15 protein-coding genes are annotated in these 19,096 nt (G+C 56.6%); 5 read left to right on the top strand and 10 right to left on the bottom strand.

Features of this window, described 5'->3' with window-relative positions:
• Positions 1-266: 266 nt before the first annotated feature.
• From OUO13_RS11735 to OUO13_RS11705, 7 genes are all read right to left on the bottom strand, one after another.
• Entirely contained in the window at positions 267-2,006 is a 1,740-nt protein-coding gene (locus OUO13_RS11735) for a bifunctional protein-serine/threonine kinase/phosphatase (RefSeq protein ID WP_283174079.1), read from the bottom strand.
• Between the two features lie 81 nt (positions 2,007-2,087).
• Positions 2,088-2,897, bottom strand: coding sequence for a formate/nitrite transporter family protein (locus tag OUO13_RS11730; RefSeq protein WP_283174078.1), 810 nt, complete (start codon positions 2,895-2,897; stop codon positions 2,088-2,090).
• A gap of 750 nt (positions 2,898-3,647) precedes the next feature.
• Positions 3,648-4,922, bottom strand: a complete 1,275-nt coding sequence (locus OUO13_RS11725) for a nitrate regulatory protein (protein WP_283174077.1) — start codon at positions 4,920-4,922, stop codon at positions 3,648-3,650.
• Positions 4,923-5,174: 252 nt separating this feature from the next.
• Positions 5,175-6,023, bottom strand: coding sequence for a formate/nitrite transporter family protein (locus tag OUO13_RS11720; RefSeq protein WP_283174076.1), 849 nt, complete (start codon positions 6,021-6,023; stop codon positions 5,175-5,177).
• A 123-nt stretch (positions 6,024-6,146) separates the two neighbouring features.
• Positions 6,147-6,272: a hypothetical protein gene (locus OUO13_RS11715; protein ID WP_283174075.1), complete on the bottom strand. Its 126-nt coding sequence runs from the start codon at positions 6,270-6,272 to the stop codon at positions 6,147-6,149.
• Between the two features lie 423 nt (positions 6,273-6,695).
• Positions 6,696-8,606: a phytase gene (locus OUO13_RS11710; RefSeq protein WP_283174074.1), complete on the bottom strand. Its 1,911-nt coding sequence runs from the start codon at positions 8,604-8,606 to the stop codon at positions 6,696-6,698.
• A 77-nt stretch (positions 8,607-8,683) separates the two neighbouring features.
• Positions 8,684-11,446, bottom strand: a complete 2,763-nt coding sequence (locus tag OUO13_RS11705; protein ID WP_283174073.1) for a TonB-dependent receptor — start codon at positions 11,444-11,446, stop codon at positions 8,684-8,686.
• A gap of 382 nt (positions 11,447-11,828) precedes the next feature.
• Here OUO13_RS11705 and OUO13_RS11700 point away from each other — a divergent pair, with 382 nt between their 5' ends.
• The 3 genes from OUO13_RS11700 to OUO13_RS11690 all read left to right on the top strand — a co-directional run bounded on the left by OUO13_RS11700 (position 11,829) and on the right by OUO13_RS11690 (position 14,500).
• Positions 11,829-12,746 (top strand): GGDEF domain-containing protein, encoded by a 918-nt coding sequence (locus OUO13_RS11700; RefSeq protein ID WP_283174072.1) that lies wholly within the window; start codon positions 11,829-11,831, stop codon positions 12,744-12,746.
• A complete protein-coding gene (locus OUO13_RS11695) occupies positions 12,713-13,795 on the top strand; it encodes an AraC family transcriptional regulator (protein WP_283174071.1) in 1,083 nt (360 codons plus the stop codon). The genes OUO13_RS11700 and OUO13_RS11695 overlap by 34 nt, the downstream gene beginning before the upstream one ends.
• A 162-nt stretch (positions 13,796-13,957) precedes the next feature.
• A complete protein-coding gene (locus OUO13_RS11690; RefSeq protein ID WP_283174070.1) occupies positions 13,958-14,500 on the top strand; it encodes a glutathione peroxidase in 543 nt (180 codons plus the stop codon).
• Between the two features lie 256 nt (positions 14,501-14,756).
• On the opposite strand, the gene OUO13_RS11685 is transcribed toward OUO13_RS11690, so the two are convergent.
• From OUO13_RS11685 to arsC, 3 genes are read right to left on the bottom strand one after another with little or no spacing between them, the layout of a single operon-like run.
• Positions 14,757-15,146, bottom strand: a complete 390-nt coding sequence (locus tag OUO13_RS11685; protein ID WP_283174069.1) for a DUF2069 domain-containing protein — start codon at positions 15,144-15,146, stop codon at positions 14,757-14,759.
• Positions 15,143-15,778 carry an NAD(P)H:quinone oxidoreductase gene (gene wrbA / locus OUO13_RS11680; protein ID WP_283174068.1) on the bottom strand — a complete coding sequence of 212 codons (636 nt, stop codon included), beginning with the start codon at positions 15,776-15,778 and terminating at the stop codon, positions 15,143-15,145. Before wrbA ends, OUO13_RS11685 begins: the two co-directional genes overlap by 4 nt.
• A complete protein-coding gene (gene arsC, locus OUO13_RS11675; protein WP_283174067.1) occupies positions 15,775-16,131 on the bottom strand; it encodes an arsenate reductase (glutaredoxin) in 357 nt (118 codons plus the stop codon). The genes wrbA and arsC overlap by 4 nt, the downstream gene beginning before the upstream one ends.
• Positions 16,132-16,185: 54 nt before the next feature.
• On the opposite strand from arsC, the gene OUO13_RS11670 reads away from it, so the two are divergent.
• Positions 16,186-17,445 (top strand): YihY family inner membrane protein, encoded by a 1,260-nt coding sequence (locus OUO13_RS11670; protein WP_283174066.1) that lies wholly within the window; start codon positions 16,186-16,188, stop codon positions 17,443-17,445.
• Between the two features lie 160 nt (positions 17,446-17,605).
• Positions 17,606-18,943 carry a DUF3422 family protein gene (locus tag OUO13_RS11665; protein ID WP_283174065.1) on the top strand — a complete coding sequence of 446 codons (1,338 nt, stop codon included), beginning with the start codon at positions 17,606-17,608 and terminating at the stop codon, positions 18,941-18,943.
• The last annotated feature ends 153 nt before the right edge of the window (positions 18,944-19,096 follow it).

Here is a 19,096-nt window from a genome sequence, read left to right as displayed (position 1 = left end):
CCGGCTGGGCTCGTTTTTCCGGTTTTCACCGACAACGGCTGTTCGCCCCCGGCCCGATGGCACGTCCCTGTGCCCTGTCTATCGGTAAAAATAGGGCCTTGCGGGGCATCCATGCCCCGGCCAGGTCGGCCGTTGCGGTGAATCCCGGCTCGCCCAGATGGGCAATTAATGGTGGCCAGCTGCGCTGGGTTAAATCGGTGTTGATTGATACTGTTCGTCCGACACCCGACACCCGACGCCCGACGCCCGACGCCCGACGCCCGTCGCTAGTGCCCAAAGCGTTCGTACAGCATCCACAGGATTACGAGCAGTTGCAGCAGTGATACGCCTTGCCAGAATCCAACCGGGTTTCGCTGCATCAGCGGTGGTTTGGTCTGGGTGAGGAACTCGCGTGCCGGTTGCCGTAATTCGAACAGAAATTCAGAAATTTCCGCATGGCGTTTGTACGGGTTGATCTGGGTGGCTTTGCGCAGGGCGAAGTCGATCCAGGCCGGAATTTCGCGTTCGTCTTTGCTGCTCTGGATCAGCGGTCGGTAATGCAGGCGGCGCTGGGCGGTTTCGGAGCGATGGCGAGCGACTTCGGTGCCATACGGGTATTGGCCGGTGAGCATGTGGTAGGTGAGTACTGCCAGTGAAAACAGATCGGAGCGTACTGTTCCCGGTTCGCCCAGGAAGTATTCAGGGGCCATATACAAGGCGGTGCCGAGCATCTGGTTGCCGGTGTCGTCCGGATGCATTTCCATCAGGCCTGCCACTCGCACAGCACCGAAGTCGATGATTTTCACCGTGCCGGTGTTGTCGATCATGATGTTGTCGGGCTTGAGATCCTGATACAGCATTTCCATCCGGTGAAATGCCATCAGACCGCGGGCGACCTGCTCGATGATATTCCGTACGTTTTCCAGTTCCGGACGTGGATTATCCACCAGCCATTGGGAGAGGGTTTTACCTTCGACGTATTCCATGGTGGTGTAGAGGAAATTGCGGCGGCGATCGAGCGTGAAGGGTTTCAGCACATGCGGGCTGTTAAGACGACGGGCAATCCATTCTTCCATCATAAAGCGTTCGAGGTATTCGGGATTGCTGCTCTGGTCGGTGGACGGGGTCTTGATGGCCACTTGCTGGCCAGTTTTGCCGTCAATCGCCAGGAATACATGACTGCGTGGCGAAGCGTGAATCTGGCGCACAATACGGTAGCCATCAAACAGCATGCGCGCTTCCAGCGGTGGCGGTAATGGCAGCGACTCGACCTGGCGTAATACCGATTCGTTGGCGGCTTCCGCCAGGGCGTCGACCCGCAGAATCTGGATGGTCAGGTTGTCATCACTGCCTGCCACCAGCGCCGCTTCGGCAATGGCGTGGGCGGTGTGGTCGAGGTTGTCACTGGTGGCGATGCTGCTGATCAGAATTTGCGGATCAATGAATTCATAAATGCCATCGGTCGCCAGCACAAACACATCACCGGCCTGTACCGGCAGGGTGCGATAGTCGATTTCGAGTTTGTCGGTCATGCCCATGGCACGACTGAGGTAACTTTTCTCGCGGGATTCCCACATACGATGATCGTTGGTGAGCTGTTCGAGGGCGTGATTACGCAGTCGGTAGACACGGCTGTCGCCAACGTGAAACAGGTGTGCGGTATTGGCTTTGATGATCAGGCCGCTGAAGGTACACACGTAACCGCGGTCGCGGTCGAAACGGAAATCGCTGCGCATGGTTTCCGAGTACAACCAGCTGTTACTGGCGGTCAGTACCCGTTCACCGGATTTTTGCACACTCCAGGCTTCGGAGGTGCAGTAATAATCTTCCAGAAAGCTGCGCACCACCATGGCGCTGGCCTGCTGGCTGACCGGGCTGCTGCTGATGCCGTCGGCGAGGCCAATGGCAATCCCCTTTAATGACAGTGCGGGTTCAGGCGGCAGGCTGAAACCGTGGGAGTCCTGGTTGAGATCCTTGCGGCCCTTGTCGGAATACTGTCCGCAGGATACTGCCAGCGGTTTGGTCATTGGCATTTACTCCTGTTTTCAATAAAAAACCGCCCCGGCGGGGGAGCCGGAGCGGTATCGCATCGTCGGGGGGATTGCGAATCAGATTACACGCTTGGCACCCGTACGCACGTGAGTGCTGTACAGAGTCAGACCGGTGAAGGCCAGACCACCAACCAGGTTACCCAGAGCGGTCGGGATTTCGTTCCAGATCAGGTAGTCCATCACGGAGAAGTTACCACCCATGATCATGGCGAATGGGAACAGGAACATGTTCACCACGGAGTGTTCGAAGCCCATAAAGAAGAACAGCATGATCGGCATCCACATGGCCAGCACCTTGCCAGACACGTGAGTGGAAATCATCGCGCCGACAACACCCATGGATACCATCCAGTTGCAGAGCATGCCGCGGATAAAAATGGTGAACCAGCCGTCAACGCCGTAAGCGGCATAACCAACGGTACGGGATTCACCAATTTTGGAAACCTTCTCGGCGATCACACCACCATCGGTGTTGTAACCCATGGTGAAAATGAAGGACATCATCACAGCAACGGTGAAAGCACCGGCAAAGTTACCGACAAACACCAGGCCCCAGTTGCGCAGGATCTGGGCCCAGGTCACGCCCGGACGTTTATCCAGCCATGCCAGCGGGGTCAGCATAAATACACCGGTCAACAGGTCGAAGCCCATCAGGTACAGCATGCAGAAACCCACCGGGAACAGCACCGCACCCAGCAGAGGAATACCGGTGTTAACACTGATGGTCACGGCGAAAACGGCAGCCAGCGCCAGAATGGCACCCGCCATGTAACCGCGGATCAGGGTGTCGCGGGTGGAGTAGTAAATTTTGGCTTCGCCAGCGTCGACCATTTTGGTGACGAATTCTGAAGGTGCAAGATAAGCCATCTCAGTTCCTCGGTAGGTGGAATGACCTTCACGGCATGGTCATTCGTTATCGATTATTGGTGTAGGCCTGACCAATCACTGGATAACGGGCAAAAAAAAAGACGTCCACACGCCAGCCGACAAAAGTCAGTGGGTGTAAAACGTCTGTGTTCTTGAGCCCTGATCCACATTGATCAATAGCTAAATTTCATCAGCAGAATGTGTGCCAATTCCGAAAAACGCATCAGGCCAGACAGCATCAGCATTCTTGTGGTGGTGGCGGATTGTTTTATTGGTAATTCTGATCTGTTTTGGTGCTTTTCGAATGGGTGAGGGTAATTCTGGTGCAAAATTGCCGACCGGATGCCAGAAATAAGGGCAGTGCGAAAACTGCCCTGAGTGATCTAATGCCGATCAGTTAAGCAGCCGTTGGCATTCTTACGCTTCGTTACCGCTTCGGAAGGCCATGATCTGCTCGGCTTGTTAATTGGCCAGGCTGTTTGCCCTCATGGGGGACCTTGTCCCCCGGCCGGGCGGGCCTCCCCCTGCTTAGCCCGACTGGGCTCGTTTCCCCGGTATTCCCCGACAACGGCTTTTCGACCCCGACCAGACGGCACATCCCTGTGCCGGCTGCTCTGGCGGGGCATCCATGCCCCGGCCGGGTCGGCCGTTGCGGTGAATCCCGGCTCGCCCAGATGGGCATTGGGCAGCCAGCTGCGCTGGGCAAATTTGGAAATCAATAACCAGCCTGTTGAAAAAGTCCTTAACTGATCAGCCTTTTTTACCCAACTGCAGCATTTCCGACACGCTGATGATGTTGGCGGCGATTTCAACAATCCGCTTCTTGCCATCCATTGCGGCTTGACGAATTTGCCGATAGGCCTGCTCTTCGTTAACACCCAGGCTGCTCATCAGCAGGCCTTTGGCCTTTTCGATCAGTTTGCGTTCATCCAGTGCCTGACGAGCCTCGGCCAGCTCTTCACTGATTTTCTGCAGACGTTCAGCCTGATCCTGCACCAGCTCAAACACCGAGCGTGCCAGTTTGACGTTAAAGCCGGGTGCAATATTACTAAGCGTCTGGTTTTTGCCTTCCGGGGTGGAGAGTGGCGAAATTGGTGGTTCTTCAAATTCACTGCCTTGCAGATGCTCTCGATGTTGCTTGAGATCGGCTTCGGCCTTGCTGATGTTCTGCTGGCAGAGGTCGATCAGGTTGTTAGCCAACAGCTTCTCTACCACTTGCATATCGTCGATACGGTTGGTAGTAACGCCGTACCAGATTTCACCAAAGGCGGTTGGCAGGCTGTCGCCACGGCGGAAACGCTCGATCATACTGCGTAGACGCCCCAGTTCGTTGGCGGCATCACTGCTTTCCAGCTGGCGCCATTGTTCGGCACACAGAGCACTGGCAAAACGGGTGAAAATATCAAAACAGCGGTTTTGGGCGTCTTGCAGGTTGTGAATACGATCTTGCAATTCGGTGTTGAATTCGCCACCGGTAAAACCGATGGCGCCCCAGGCGCGTTCCTGACCGGCGTATTCCTTGCCCTGAATAAAGTTGAACAGGGCCACCAACGCGCGGGTAATATCCGGATCACCGGCGAGGTCGGCCGCTTCAAACACCACGTTTAACAGACCGGCGATCACGCGGTTAAAGCGCCAGGTGTTATCTTGTGCGGTTAACTTCAGAGCCGAAATCTGGTCCCGCAAGTTGGGCAGCTCGCCCAGACTGTGCAGGCTGAAGGCCAGGCTGTTCAGCAAGCGGCTGGTACCACAGTGGTTTACGGCGATATCCATTTTTTTGAGTGCATGGCGAAAATCAGCCTCTGCTGCAATAGTCGCCTCGATTTCTGCTGTACGTTCGTTCACGAACTTCTGACCTTTGGAGGTCAGGAAAGTGTTGGATATGCCGCGTTCCCTTTGCAGCTCATGGATCAGGCGGCTAACCCGGATCACCAGTTCACTGTTGCGTTGTAATTGCTGCAGATCGCTGATGCCAGCACGCTTGGCGGCCAGCAAAAGGTCTTCGGGAGTTGGAGAATAGGGCATAGGCTACATCACGGTTGCGAGTCTTTGCTCTGCAGCATAACAATGTCGGCACCGGCCCCATAGGGTTTACGCAGTATCTGTCAGATGTGGCAAGGCACTTTGAGTGTGTGATAACCCGATATAAATAAAACAAGCACCGTCTTGTGGACGGTGCTGGCCAAATATGGTTGAAGGGATTGTTGGAAACTGCCGAGGCTCCTGTCGGCAGTGTGACCGGTTCTGCCCCGGTAAGGGCGGAACCGGTTACCACCATCAGGCCGCTTTGCGCAGTGCGCTGCTGATAGGTGCAGCATCAAGGCTGCGTTTGGCACCCGTACGCACGTGAGTGCTGTACAGGGTCAGACCGGTGAATGCCAGACCACCAACCAGGTTGCCCAGAGCGGTCGGAATTTCGTTCCAGATCAGGTAGTCCATCACGGAGAAGTTACCCCCCATGATCATGGCGAATGGGAACAGGAACATGTTCACCACGGAGTGCTCGAAGCCCATAAAGAAGAACAGCATGATCGGCATCCACATGGCCAGCACCTTGCCTGACACGTGGGTAGAAATCATTGCGCCCACAACACCCATGGACACCATCCAATTGCACAGCATGCCGCGGATAAAAATAGTGAACCAGCCGTCAACGCCGTAAGCGGCATAACCAACGGTACGGGATTCACCAATCTTGGAAACCTTCTCGGCGATCACACCACCATCGGTGTTGTAACCCATGGTGAAAATGAAGGACATCATCACAGCAACGGTGAAGGCACCAGCGAAGTTACCCACAAACACCAGGCCCCAGTTGCGCAGGATTTGTGCCCAGGTCACACCCGGACGTTTATCCAGCCATGCCAGTGGGGTCAGCATAAATACACCGGTCAACAGGTCGAAGCCCATCAGGTACAGCATGCAGAAACCGACCGGGAACAGAACCGCACCCAGCAGAGGAATACCGGTATTCACCGCAATGGTGACCGCAAATACGGCAGCCAGTGCAAGGATGGCACCGGCCATATAGGCACGGATAAGGGTATCGCGGGTGGAGTAGTAAATCTTGGCTTCACCAGCATCGACCATTTTGGTCACAAACTCATTCGGCAACAGGTAGGACATGTTTGGGCTCCGTGTCGGAAATAAAAAACGGCGTTAACCACACCAGCGTCATTAAAGCTGCCAGTTGGTTGAACGCCGTTGTTCAGAGTATGTGTGAGCGATCGCCATTGATCGTCGATCTGGTTACAGCATTTGTCGTGCCAGAATTAATGGCGGTAAATGCAGTAAAATCCGGGTGGATTGCTCGATAAAGGCCCAGTCGAGTGAAAAATCCGCTTCACGCGCCCATTGCTGGGGCAATTGGGCCATAAGTCGTCGTAAATGGGCTGGAACGCCCTGCCAAAACCGGAACCCGGTGCTGATCAGTTAACTTCGTTACCGCATCGGATGGTCACGATCTGCTCGGCTTGTTAATTGGCCAGGCTGCTTGCCCTCTTGGGGGACCTTGTCCCCCGGCCGGGCGGGCCTCCCCCTGCTTTTGCCCGACTGGGCTCGTGTCTCCGGTTTTCACCGACAACGGCGTTTCGACCCCGGCCCGATGGCACATCCCTGTGCCAACGGGCCTTGCGGGGCATCCATGCCCCGGCTGGGTCGGCCGTTGCGGTGAATCCCGGCTCGCCCAGATGGGCATTGGGCAGCCAGCTGCGCTGGGCAAGTTCGGAAATCAATGATCAGGCTGTTTAAAAGTCCTCAACTGATCGGCATTAGTGCCAGAGGCCGGTAGTGATTTTCTTATGGTTTCTCCGGTAACAAACGTGCCACTTCTCGCCAGTCGACCAGCTTGAAGTTCTGAGCCTGGTCCGGCAGCAGGTTACGGCCGTCCTGTACCACCAGCAGACCTTGTGGATAGCCCGCGCCAAGATTAACGCTGGTGACGGTCAGGCCATCGGTTTCCGATGCGCCATCAATGCCGCGTTCAGCGTTCAGGCCAATACGGAAACGTGCGACCTGTTTGAACGGCGGGTTGGCGTCCAGCACCACATAACTGTCGTTGCCCTGACTTGATACCACCAGCCAGGTGGAGTTTGTGCCGTGGTAAACATCCATCCCTTCAATGTCGTCCTGTAACCAGTCACCAACACTGGCGACCCGTTGCATCTGGGTACTGGCGTCCGGGTTGGCTGACAGGGTCCAGACCGCCACATCTTCTTCACCAATAAACAGACGCTGTTGCTGGTCATCGGCGGCACAACCTTCCGGTTGGCTTGCTACCGCAAACTGGCGACGCAGACGACCTTGCCAGCCTTGTGGGGTGTCGATGATTTGCCACTGTTCAAAACGACCGTCCTGATCGTTGATGAACACAAACACATCCTGCTTCTGCTGGTACATACACAGGCCATACACATCGGTAAGGCCGGTGGTAATGGAACCGGCGGCGCTGACTTCGCCCGTGTGTGGGTCAATGGCGAACAGGCTGATGGCGCGTTCGTCACGCTGGCTGGCGCTGGCAATATCGGTGGCTTTGCCACGCAGTCGGAAGCCCTGACGGACATCCACGTTGTTGACGCGACCAGCGGCCAGTTGCTGCAGGTTATTGCCCTGCAGGTCATACACCATCAGACCTTGCTGTTTGTTGGTGCCCAGAATACGGCTGTTGCCTGGCTGTGCCCGGTTGATCCAGATGGCCGGGTCATCGGCGGCATCACCTTCGGTGTTCATTGGCGCGGTTTCAGCGGCTGCGACGATTTCAGCAATGGCATTGTGGTGGCGGGCACTGCTGGCCGGTGCGTTGAGGTGGGTGCTGTAGAGTTTGCCGTCTTCATCATCGACCCAGCTGACCACCAGTTGCTGATTGATCTGGTTGGCTTGCAGGCTGTCAGGAGCGCTGTTGGCAGGTAGCGGATAACGCTGGCCGGAGTCGGCTCCCTGTTCGGTAATCCGGTAACGATGCAGGTAACCGGGTTCAGCAACCAGCAGTTCACCATTCACAATGGCCACTGGTCCGGCGCTTTTCTGGAGGTTGCCCCACGGTGCGACCATATCCACGGCGTTGCGCACGATCTCGCTTTCCGAACGGGCATTATATGACCACACCCCCATGTTTTCTTCGGACACAAAAAAACGTGCGGTCAGGTCATCGACACGGCAGTGTTCCGCCTGCGGTGGCAGAGGGAACTGGCGCAGCTCCTGCCATTGCAGCTGGTCGGCCTGTGGCTTCAGTACCAGCTGGTGTGCCATGGCGCGGTCATCCAGTACAAACAGCTGCAGATTCTGGTTGGCATCCGGCTGGTACAGGCACAGACCTTCAACCGCCCAGTTCAGTGGCTGGCTGCTGGCCATCATGGCCTGGCCGTCAGCATTGAAGGTGGTCAGCTGCAGTTGTTTGTGGGCATTGAGGGTAATGGTGCGGGTCTGGGTGCCGTTCTGGCGATAATCCAGAAACTTGCTGCCAGCGCTGGGTAATACCAGCGGTTGTTGATCAGACGTGAGCTGCATACCGGTTTTACGACCGGTGCTGAGCCAGTGATTGGCATCCAGCGCCAGCAGCTGTTCACCGCTGGCTGCAACCGTTTCAACTATTAGTGCCGGGCTGGTGGCTGCCGGTGTTGTACTTGAGTCAGTGGTGTTGACGACTGCGGTCTGGCTGCAGGCGGTCAGTACGGTGGTTCCCAGCAGACCAACAAGATATTCGGGTTTCATAAGCATTTCCTGAACGGTAGCCCCGGCTTGCACCGGGGCCAACGCCATCTGTCTGGATGGCATCTGTGTGGGTGGGATCAGAAGTTGTGGAAGTTCAGACCGAGGGTGTAGGTCGGACCGTAGGCTTCGTACTGGGCGTTGTAGGACTCACTGCCTTGCCAGCGGTAGTACGGCTCGTTGGTGATGTTGGCGACATCAAAGCGCAGCTTCAGCTGTTCGGTAACATCCCACGAGGCGTTGAAATCGACGCGGGTTTCGCTGGCCTGATGGATGTCCTCGCTGTTGTCATCGAGGTTACCCACTTCGACCAGATAGTCGGACTTGTAGTTGGTGGCCAGACGCAGGCTGATGTCGTCGCGTTCGTAACCGATGACCAGGTTGCCAGTCAGGTCGGACTGGTTCGGCAGGGCAATGTCACGTTCCAGACGATCCGAACCGTCGTAACCACTGATGGTTGCGTGTGAACGTACGCTGGTGAGGTTGCCGGACAGCAGCAGGCCATCAAACGGTGCTGGCAGCATGGTCAGTTTGCGGGAGGCGGCCAGTTCGATACCCAGTACACGCGCGGTATCACCGTTCATATAGGTGGATACCGAGTCGAACTCACCGAGGTTGCTGTAAGCACCGCTTTCACCCAGATCGGTTTCGTAGATGAAGTCGTGAATGTTCTTGTGGAACACAAAGGCAGAGACCACACCTGCGCTGCCGGTGAAGTGTTCCACACCAAGGTCGAGGTTGGAGGAGCGCATGGCGACCAGATCCGGGTTGCCGGTTTCCAGTTCGCTGTCATCGATCACGTAGTTCGGGCGAATCTGCTCGAAGGTCGGGCGCGCCAGACCATTGGTCCAGGCCGCGCGCAACTGGGTATCGTCATCCAGCTGATAGCGTGCCAACAGTGCAGGCAGGGTGTGGTGATATTCCTTGTCCTTGCTGATCTGCACGATGTCACCATTGCCATCCAGCGCATAACCACTGGCGCTGATATGAGTACGTTCATGACGAACACCGGTGGTCAGACGCAGGTCATCAATGTCGATCTGACCCATCAGGTAACCGGCGTTGATGTTTTCGTCGATGTCGTAGTCTTCGATCCAGGAGGCTTCTTCATCATAGGCATCGGTGGCGTCGAGGCTGTTCATCAGCTGGCGTACGGCGGAGGCGGAAATTCCCGGGCCGAACTGGTCAAGTGAGTAGTCAACGTTGCCGGTGCTGTAGTCGCCGAGGCTGCTGGATGCGTCACCGAAGTCGCCGTATTTCCAGTTGGTACGATCGTTGGTTTTGGTTCGGCGTTTGACCTTGGCACCAAAGCGGGTCTGGGCGTTGTAATCGTTAACAATCATGTCGCGGGTGACGTCGAGACTGGCCATTTTCATGCTGTCATCGGCTTCGCCTTTGGTGCGTTTGATCTTGTCCAGCTCGTAGTTACCGGCGCTGTACACATCACTGCCTGCGGTCAGGTTCGGACGACGGCTGTTGGTAAAACCGACGTCATCAAATTCACCCACATACGCGGCAGCGGAAATGGTGTTCGGTTCGTCTTCGCGGGAGTGCGACAGGCCGAGTTTGTATTCAATGGTCCAGTCGTCGCGGAAGTGTTCACCACCAAAGGTGGTGGCGATGATTTTCTGGGTTTCGGTGCGGTCTTTCAGCTCGCGGCTGATTTCGGCATGGCCGGTTTCACCAGCTGCGCGGCTGTTGTCGTCGTATTCACCGGCTTCATCGTCCCAATCCTGGAAGGTGGCGACCAGTGCCTGACGCTGTTCGTCGTCGCGGAATTCGCTGTACAGGGTGCGCAGATACCAGCTGTTATCGACGTCGTGCTGGTAGTCGATGTTGAGGGCGGCACCGGTGCGCTGACGTTCGATGTCGTAGGCGCGTTGTTCCAGCGTTTCCAGTTCGCCATCACTCCAGGCACCACCGGTTTCAACGTTGTCAGAGCCAAACTTGCGGTCTTCGTAACTGAAGGCAGCTGCAACCCCCAGACGTTGTTCATCATCGAAGTCGATGCTGTTACCGGCGACCAGCGACAGTTTCGGGTTGTTGTTGCCGCTCTGGCTGTCGTGGCTTTCGGCCACATCCAGGTTATAGAACGAACCTTCGTGGTCGAGGGCTGAAATACCTTCGATTTCCACGGCGCCACCAATGGCGCTGGCGTCCATGTCCGGAGTCAGGGACTTGGTAACCACCATGGAGCGAATCAGGTTGGATGGAATGACGTCGAGGGCAACCGCACGAACACCCGCTTCCGGTGCCGGAATTTCGGTGCCGTTAACGGCTACCGAGTTGAGGTCGGCGCCCATGCCACGGATGCGCACAAAACGGCCTTCGCCCTGATCGCGTTCGATGGAAATACCCGGCACCCGTTGCAGAGCTTCGGCGGCGTTGTTGTCGGGCAGTTCACCAATGGCGTCGGCGTTGACGGCGCTGACGATGGCATCGGCGTTACGCTGACGGTCCAGTGCCCGTTGCAAACCGGCGGCCTGACCTACGACCAGAACTTCTTCAACCGCTTCCTGACCTTCGTTCAGCACAATGCTGATACTGTTGGACGGCTGTTCTTCGAGTGTGATAGTGCGGGTTTCGACGGTTTCGCCGCCGACGGTAACGGTGAGGGTATATTCACCGGCGGCCAGCGCCGGAATCCGGAAACGTCCACCGGCTTCGGTAATTACTTCACGACCAGATTCCAGCAGGCGCACCACGGCGCCGCTGTAGATGTTCTGGCCCTGGGCATCCACCACCCGGCCTTCGAGGCTGGTGTCGGCTTGTGCCAGGCTGCAGGCGAGCAGGGTGCTGATCAAAGTAATACGGGCTGCCAATGGCTTGCTTCGGAATTTCACGGTGTTTCTCCCTATGTCGTGGCCGGTGATCCGGGCTGTGATGGGCCGCGACGGTAGAAAGACGGTATTTCACTTCTGTTACAGATAAATCTCGAATGGGCTTTAATGATTCAAATAAGATCTTTTAAATGCGCCTGGATGCCGCCGATGATCCACTCTGACCCGGTTAATACGGATCAGCCCCCTGATAACCGGGATCAACAGTGGTTGATTGGCAGTCTGTTAACGCTGGTGGCCCGGCAGGCGGCGGTGTGGATGACGTTGGGATTGTAAATATTTCAGGAAGTTGCTGATCTGGTGTGAGCCGATTTGACCTCCCGGCCTGTAACCGAACTGTCATTTGGCAATGGTATCCAGCTGGCATTCGATTCTGGAGATACCTATGTTCACCCATCTGCACCTGCATCTGCGCAAGCTGTTCCTGATTTCCGGCCTGGCGCTGGCGGCTCTGGTGGCCAACCTGATGCTGGGCAACTCCAAACCGTTCAGCCAGATTGACTGGCTCGATGTGGTCGGTGAAGGCGGCTCCGCCATGGCCGTGGCGGTATGGATGCTGCTGGTGCTGGGCAGTCGTCCGGCCGGACGAGTGACCAACTGGCTGACGCTGGGTATGGGCTTTATGTTTCTGGCCATGTGGCAGGACAGCTTGGATGAGTTTATTAAAATTCCGGCTGGCCAGATGTGGGGCAAGTGGCTGGAGTCGGGGGCTATGCCAATCGGTATTGCGTTGCTGACTTACGGTCTGGTGCATTGGCATCGCGAGCAGATCTCCATCAATCAGCAGCTGCTCAAACGCGAGCGCCTGTTCCGCGAACACCGTTTTACCGATCACCTGACCCATCTGGGTCGTGCCAATTATCTGCGCCAGCAATTGCAGACTTGCCTCAACAGCAGCCAGGTTGGCACAACCCAGCTGGTGATGCTGGATCTCGACAATTTCTCTGGATTTAACCGCGTTAATGGTGTCCGCGAAGGGGATTACCTGCTGCATGAAGTGTCGGAGCTGCTGCTGCTGAACCTGCGCGCCCAGGATCTGATTTGCCGTTACGCCGCTGACCGTTTTGCGATTCTGTTGCCGGATACGGATATGGAAACCGGCCAGCGTCTGGCGTCGGAGCTGGAGCTGGCGGTGCAGTCGTTTGCCTACAAGAACAAGCAGAGTGGTGAAACCCACTACCTGAGCACCGGCACTGGTATTGCGTGCTGGTTGGGTGAAAGTGCGGAAGAGCTGATCAGCCGTGCCAATCGGGTGCTGGAGCAGCACAAATGTCAGCGCGGACTGCGGGCCATTGGCGCATGAAGCTGGCAAGCCGTTGGTACGATGCCGACGATTCCTTGTTGCCAGCTCATCACCATGCCGCGGTGCTTCTGGACCTGCTGCTGGCGCAGGGGCACAACAGCCATAAGGTGTTAAAGGGCACTGGCCTGTTTGAAGAGGATTTCCACAGCGGTCAGGTGCTGATTTCCCCTAACCAGTTGTTAAAGCTGGTGGCCAATGCCCGACGTCTGGATTCTGATGGTGAACTGGCATTCCGTTGGGGAGCTCAGCTGTGGCCGGGTCATTATGGTGTGTGCAGCAGCTTGCTCGCCAACGCTGCCAATCTGCAGGATGCCCTGCAGCTGCTGTGTGATTATTCGCGTGCCTTGTCCCCCTTGCTGGCACCACGACTGATTGTGGATGAGCAATTTGTGTATCTGCAGTGGCTCGACAGCCATGGTGCCGGTGAGGAGCTGGAGTTTCTGGTGCGAGCGCATATGGCCGGGTTGAGTGCCATGGTGCGCTGGTTGTCGGGTTTGCAGCCTGGCTGGCAATTCCTGTTTGCCGGTGCGGCACCGCAGGATGCGGCCAGCAGTCAGGTGTATCTGGGTGAGCGTTGTCATTACGACGCCGGTATCAATCTGATGCTGACGTCACGAGCGGTCTTGCAGCAGAGCTGGCCTCGTCATGTGGCGCTGGCACGTCGTACGGCCGAGATGGAAGCGCTGCAGCAGATGGGGCAGCAACGCTGGCGTGGTTTTCCAGAGTCTGTATACCGTTATCTTGTGCAGCATATCCAGCGCCCGCTGAATCTGGCTTTGGTTGCCGAGGCGTTTGCCATGAGCCCAGCGACTCTCAAGCGCCGTCTGGCGCGGCAGGGCTGCCACTTCCAGCAGTTGCAGGATCAGGCGCGGTTGCACGTTGGTTTGTACCTGTTACACGTCAAGGGCTGGAACAACGAACAGGTGGCCCAGCATCTGTGTTTTAACGACACCACCAATTTCCGGCGTGCTTTCAAACGCTGGTGTGGTCTGACCCCGAGTGACAGTCGTAGTCGCTTTGTGTTGCCAACCCTCAGCCTGTCGGCCTGAGCCTTTTCCTGATTGCCTTGTTGTTGTGATGCCCGGTTCCAAGAGCCGGGTCGGCTATTCTCAAATACCTGACTAATTTTTGTTCTGGTGCAAAAGCAGTTGCCTGACACCGGCTTTGCATGAATACTGTACAAGGTTTGTATCACTATTTGGGAGCCTGCCATGAAATCTCTCGTCTTGACCGGATTACGTTCCTGTCTGTTACCACTGCTGGCGTTATCGGCGATGAGCGTTCAGGCCGATGAATGCCCGGCGGTGTTTCAGCAGGACATGAAACAGCTGCACAGCTCCAAAATCCTGAACCTGTGTGACATCACCAAAGGCCATCCGGTGTTGTTGGTGAATACCGCCAGCCACTGTGGTTTTACCCGTCAGTTTGGTGAGCTGGAGAAACTCCACGAGGAATACAAGGACAAGGGACTGGTGGTGATTGGTGTTGCTTCCAACAGTTTTGATCAGGAAGCCGAAAACGAGGAAGAAATTGCCCGGGTTTGCCGCGAGAACTTTGGTGTGACCTTTACCATGCTGGCACCGGTGGCGGTAACGGGGGAAAACGCCCATCCGCTGTTCAAGCAGGTAGGGGACAGTGCCGGTTATCCACGCTGGAACTTCTACAAGTATCTGCTCGACAAGGACGGCAAGGTGGTGCAGACCTGGACCAGTTTTGGTGTGCCGGATGAGGATGATCTGAAAGTCGTTTTCTGATGAATGCCCGGCAGGGCTGACGGGAAACAGGTTGATAACACCGCCATCCGTGGCTAGTGTTGGTAAAAAAGAGCCGGGTCAGGGGCCTGACCCGGCCAACGGCTTCTCTGAAGGATCGCGCAGCATTGGATCTGAAGGGGGCCACGCCAGTCCAGACTATGCCTTGCTTCCCGCGGGTGGAACCGTTGGCAGCCAATCTTCATAAATCTGGCTCGTTTGATCGTATTTTGATCAGGTTTTGAGCCAGAAAGTCAGCTTACAGACCGGCAGCCGCTCGTTTGTGCCATCGAGTGTGCAACATGGCACCCATAAAGATGCTCATGGTTAGCAGCACCATCAACCAGCCTTGGCCGCCTGCGCCGGGGGTAAACACCAGCATCACGGCCAATACGAAGTACAGCATGATCATGTAGGCCAGCCAGGCTGAGGTTTTCGGGAGTCCCTTGATCAGCCCCGGTACAAACAGCAGCAGCGGGGCGACCTTGAACAGCCAGATACCCAGGCCGGTCAGAATCATCATGCCTGTGCTCTCAATGGCTTCCGGTGCGGTGCTGAATGTGGAAACCAGCATCAGCAACAGCAGCCCGGCGTAACTGGCGCTCATCACCTGCCAGGCGACTTTGGCCTTGGCCGCAAATGCGCTCATGCCGCACCTCCCTTGCCAATGTTTTGCAGTGCCAGCGCCAGTTGGGCGATCCGTTTGCCCTGGGCAATACAGAGCGCTTTTTCTTCGGCACTGATGTCCTGATCGTTGTGCATACCTGACCAGTGGCTGGCACCGTACGGAGTGCCACCACTGCGGGTCTGGCTCAGTGCGGCTTCCTGATACGGAATACCGGCAAACACCATACCGTGGTGAATCAGTGGCAGTGCCATGGTCAGCAGGGTGGTTTCCTGACCGCCGTGCATGGAGGACGATGAGGTGAAAACACCGGCCGGTTTATTGGCCAACGCGCCGTTCAGCCACAGGCTGCTGGTGCTGTCGAGGAAATACTTCAGCGGCGCTGCCATATTGCCAAAGCGGGTCGGGCTGCCCAGCACCAGACCGGCGCAATGGCGCAGATCACCGGCGCTGCAGTACAGGGCGCCACTTTCCGGAATCGGCGGAGCGCTGGCTTCGGTGTTGGCGGAAATTTCAGGCACGGTGCGCAGACGCGCTTCCATGCCGGTTACCTGCTCAACGCCACGAGCGATCAGTTTGGCCATTTCGGATGTTTTGCCATGGCGGCTGTAATACAGCACCAATACCCACGGTCGGCTCTGACTGCCTGTACTCATCCGAGAATCTCCAGCACCAGTTGAGGTGGGCGACCAATACGGGCCTGACCGTTACACACCACAATCGGGCGCTCGATCAGTTTTGGGGTGGCCACCATGGCAGCGATCAGCTGTTCATCGGAGAGACTTGTGTCGTCCAGATTCAGCGCCTTGTATTCGTCTTCCTTGGTGCGCATCAGCTGACGCGGGCTTTGTAAGCCCAGCTGGTCGATCAATGCACTCAGGGTGGCGGCGTCTGGAGTGTCTTTCAGATATTCCACAACCTGTGGGGTAATGCCCTGTTCCTGCAAAAGGGCGAGGGTTTCCCGTGATTTGGAGCATCTGGGATTGTGGTAGATAGTAATTTCGCTCATGCTTTTCCCGTTTGGAGCCGGACTGGCTACTGATTGTACCAAGGAAATTGCCCCATGCTCACCGCTTACCGTCGCGGTCGTTTTGTCCTGAGAATTCTCTGGCAGACCCTCAGACGCTTTGAAAGTATGGAAAGGCGCCGGGATGCCGCCGCTCTGACCTATACCACCCTGTTTGCGCTGGTACCGGTGATCACCGTGACCTACGCCATCCTGAGTGCTATTCCGGCGCTGCAGAAGTGGGGTTCGCGTGCTCACACCAGTTTGCTCACCTATGTGATGCCGGAAGGCAGCGGGGTGATTTCCAAGTATCTGGTGCAGTTCAGTGAGCAAGCGCGTGATCTGACCTGGGTCGGTGTACTGGCGCTGTTTATGACGGCGCTGATGTTGATGCAAACCATCGAACAGCAGTTCAACCGGATCTGGCAGGTAGAAGTTGCACGCTCCAGTCTGCAGCGATTTTTCCGTTATTGGGCGGTGTTGAGCCTGGGGCCGCTACTGTTTGCATCGGCGCAGGCGGTCAGCTCCTTGCTGGCCTCGGTATCGGTGCTGGATCTTGGCACTCATATTCCGGTGGCGGCGCGGCTGGTGCCGGTATTAATGACCACGGCAGCCATCACCTTTGTGTACATGATGGTGCCGAACTGCCGGGTGCCATGGCGGGATGCCATTATCGCGGCACTGTTTGTGGCCACCGTGTTTGAAACCGGCAAGTTCCTGTTCGCACGTATGATGGGGCTGTTTCCGTCTTACCAGCTGATTTACGGCGCGTTTGCCGCGGTGCCGTTGTTCCTGTTGTGGATTTACATCAGCTGGATGCTGTTGTTGCTGGGTGCCGAGCTGAGTTATGCCCTTGGGCATCCGGAGCGGCGGCGTTCGCTCGATCCGCTGCGTGAACGTCTGTTGCTGGCGCTGGCCCTGTACGACAACCAGCAAAAAGGTCGGGCCTCCGGTGAAGATCAGTTACGGCGACAGCTGGGACTGATTCCGGCGCCGCATATCTCGGCGCTGTTGCAGCTGTTCCATGCTCGTGGCTGGGTTAGTCCGACCCAGGATCAGCATTGGGTGTGGTTGCCGGATTTGCGTCATCTGACCCTGGCGGATTTTATGGCCGATGTGGCGCTGGCCGATTTGCAGCAGGCGTTGCAGCCACCGGAAGGTGTGCAGTTACCCATCGAAGCGGCGCTGCAAACCTGGCTGAGCGGCTGGCATGGTGAAGCCGAACGTTTGCTGGCTCTGTCGCTGGACGATTTCCGGCGTTTGCAGCCATTACCGGCCTTGCCTGAAAACCTGTCTTCAACACCTGCTCAGGTGTGATTTCTTAACCATACTGAATCATCTGTGGCCTCGCTGGCCGGTTGCCACCTTGGTAGTAAACCTAATGAACACCTTGGCCGCGATACCGGCTTGCCGTTAGTCTCGATGATAGCGCCCCTTTTGTCAGGCGGGCGGATCACTACAAGGAACCTGTTGTTTTATGTCACCTCGCTCTCCGGATATCGCAGCACCGGCCCTGAGTCTGAACGTACATCCGATGCGTTCGGTCCTGTACGAGGAATTGCACAATCGTCCTTCGCCGGTTATCGAAGGCTGTTGTCAGGTGGCCCATTTCACGGTCAAGCTGAATGACAACCGTCAGCAGTTACATGCCCATGTGGTCGAGCTTTGCCGCCGTTTCAGTGTGCCAGCCCCGGACCCGGAATCCTCCTGCCTGTATCAGGACTTTGGTGGTTTCGAGCTGCGCTGGGAGCGCCACCTGGAGTTCTCCAACTTCACCTTTATCGTTCACGACTCCGAGCCGTTTGCGGCGGACACCCTGGCGTTTATTCCCAAAGACTGGCTGGCCAATATGCCGGGTGAACTGGTGGTTGCCGTGAACCTGGCGGTGGTCGACAAGGTTCCGGACGATAAAGAGCTGTATCGCTGGTTTGAAGGGCAGCGGGTATCCGGTGCCAACGTTATGGATGGCAAAGCCACGGTATGGACAGCGTTCCGTCTGCACAGTGATGGTTTTGGTCGTATTCTGGCGGTGAACAAGAGCATGAACGCTTCGGAAAACGGCCGTCTTGTGCAACGCCTGTTCGAACTGGAAACCTATCGTCTGATGTCGCTGCTGGCCTTGCCGGTGGCGCGTCGTATGGGTAACGAGCTGGGGCGAGTGCAGGGTTCGCTGGCCCAGCTGAACCTGAGCATTTCCCAGCTGGAAGATCGTCAGGACGAACGTGAATTGCTGAAGTCGCTGTCGCGTCTGGCGGCTGACGTTGAGCGTGACCGTTCCGATACCAACTTCCGTTTTGCGGCGGCGGTGGCTTATCACGATCTGGTGATTGACCGTCTTAACCAGCTCGATGAGCAACCCATTGAGGGGGTGCAGAGTTTCCGTGAGTTTCTGGAACGCCGTCTGACACCGGGTATCAAGACCTGTATTTCGGTGCGAGATCAGCTCGAAGACCTGTCGCGCCGGATTCACCGCACCACCAGTATGCTGCGGACCCGGGTGGAGCTGTCGATTCAGGAACAGAACCAGAATCTGCTGTCGTCAATGAACCGTCGCAGTGAAATCCAGCTGCGCCTGCAACAAACCGTCGAAGGATTGTCGGTGGTCGTGATCGGTTATTACATCCTGGCGCTGATTGGCATCGGGGTGGAAGGCCTGAAAACCATCTTCCCGTGGCTGAGCCCTTACGCTGTCAAGGGGGTTGCTTTGCCGATTGTGCTGTTGCTGGTGTACATCGGCACCCGTCGCTTGCACCACAAGGTTAACAAGCAGCATCAGGAGGTCACGGGCGACCTCGACAAACCGTCCGGCCACTGATTCTGCTGCCTGCGGCAGTTATCCGCCGATAACTGCCGCTGCTTTCCTCCCGCGTTTGCCGCTATTCGACAGAAATCCGTCACAAGCCCTGTGGTTATTGCCGGAATTCGATTCAACCCTATGAATCATATGGAGTTTTTTAATCTGGTTCGG

Origin of the sequence: Parathalassolituus penaei (assembly GCF_026626885.1) — a bacterium.
Classification (GTDB): Bacteria; Pseudomonadota; Gammaproteobacteria; order Pseudomonadales; family Oceanobacteraceae; genus Oceanobacter; species Oceanobacter penaei.
This window is presented reverse-complemented; position numbering and strand designations above follow the sequence as displayed.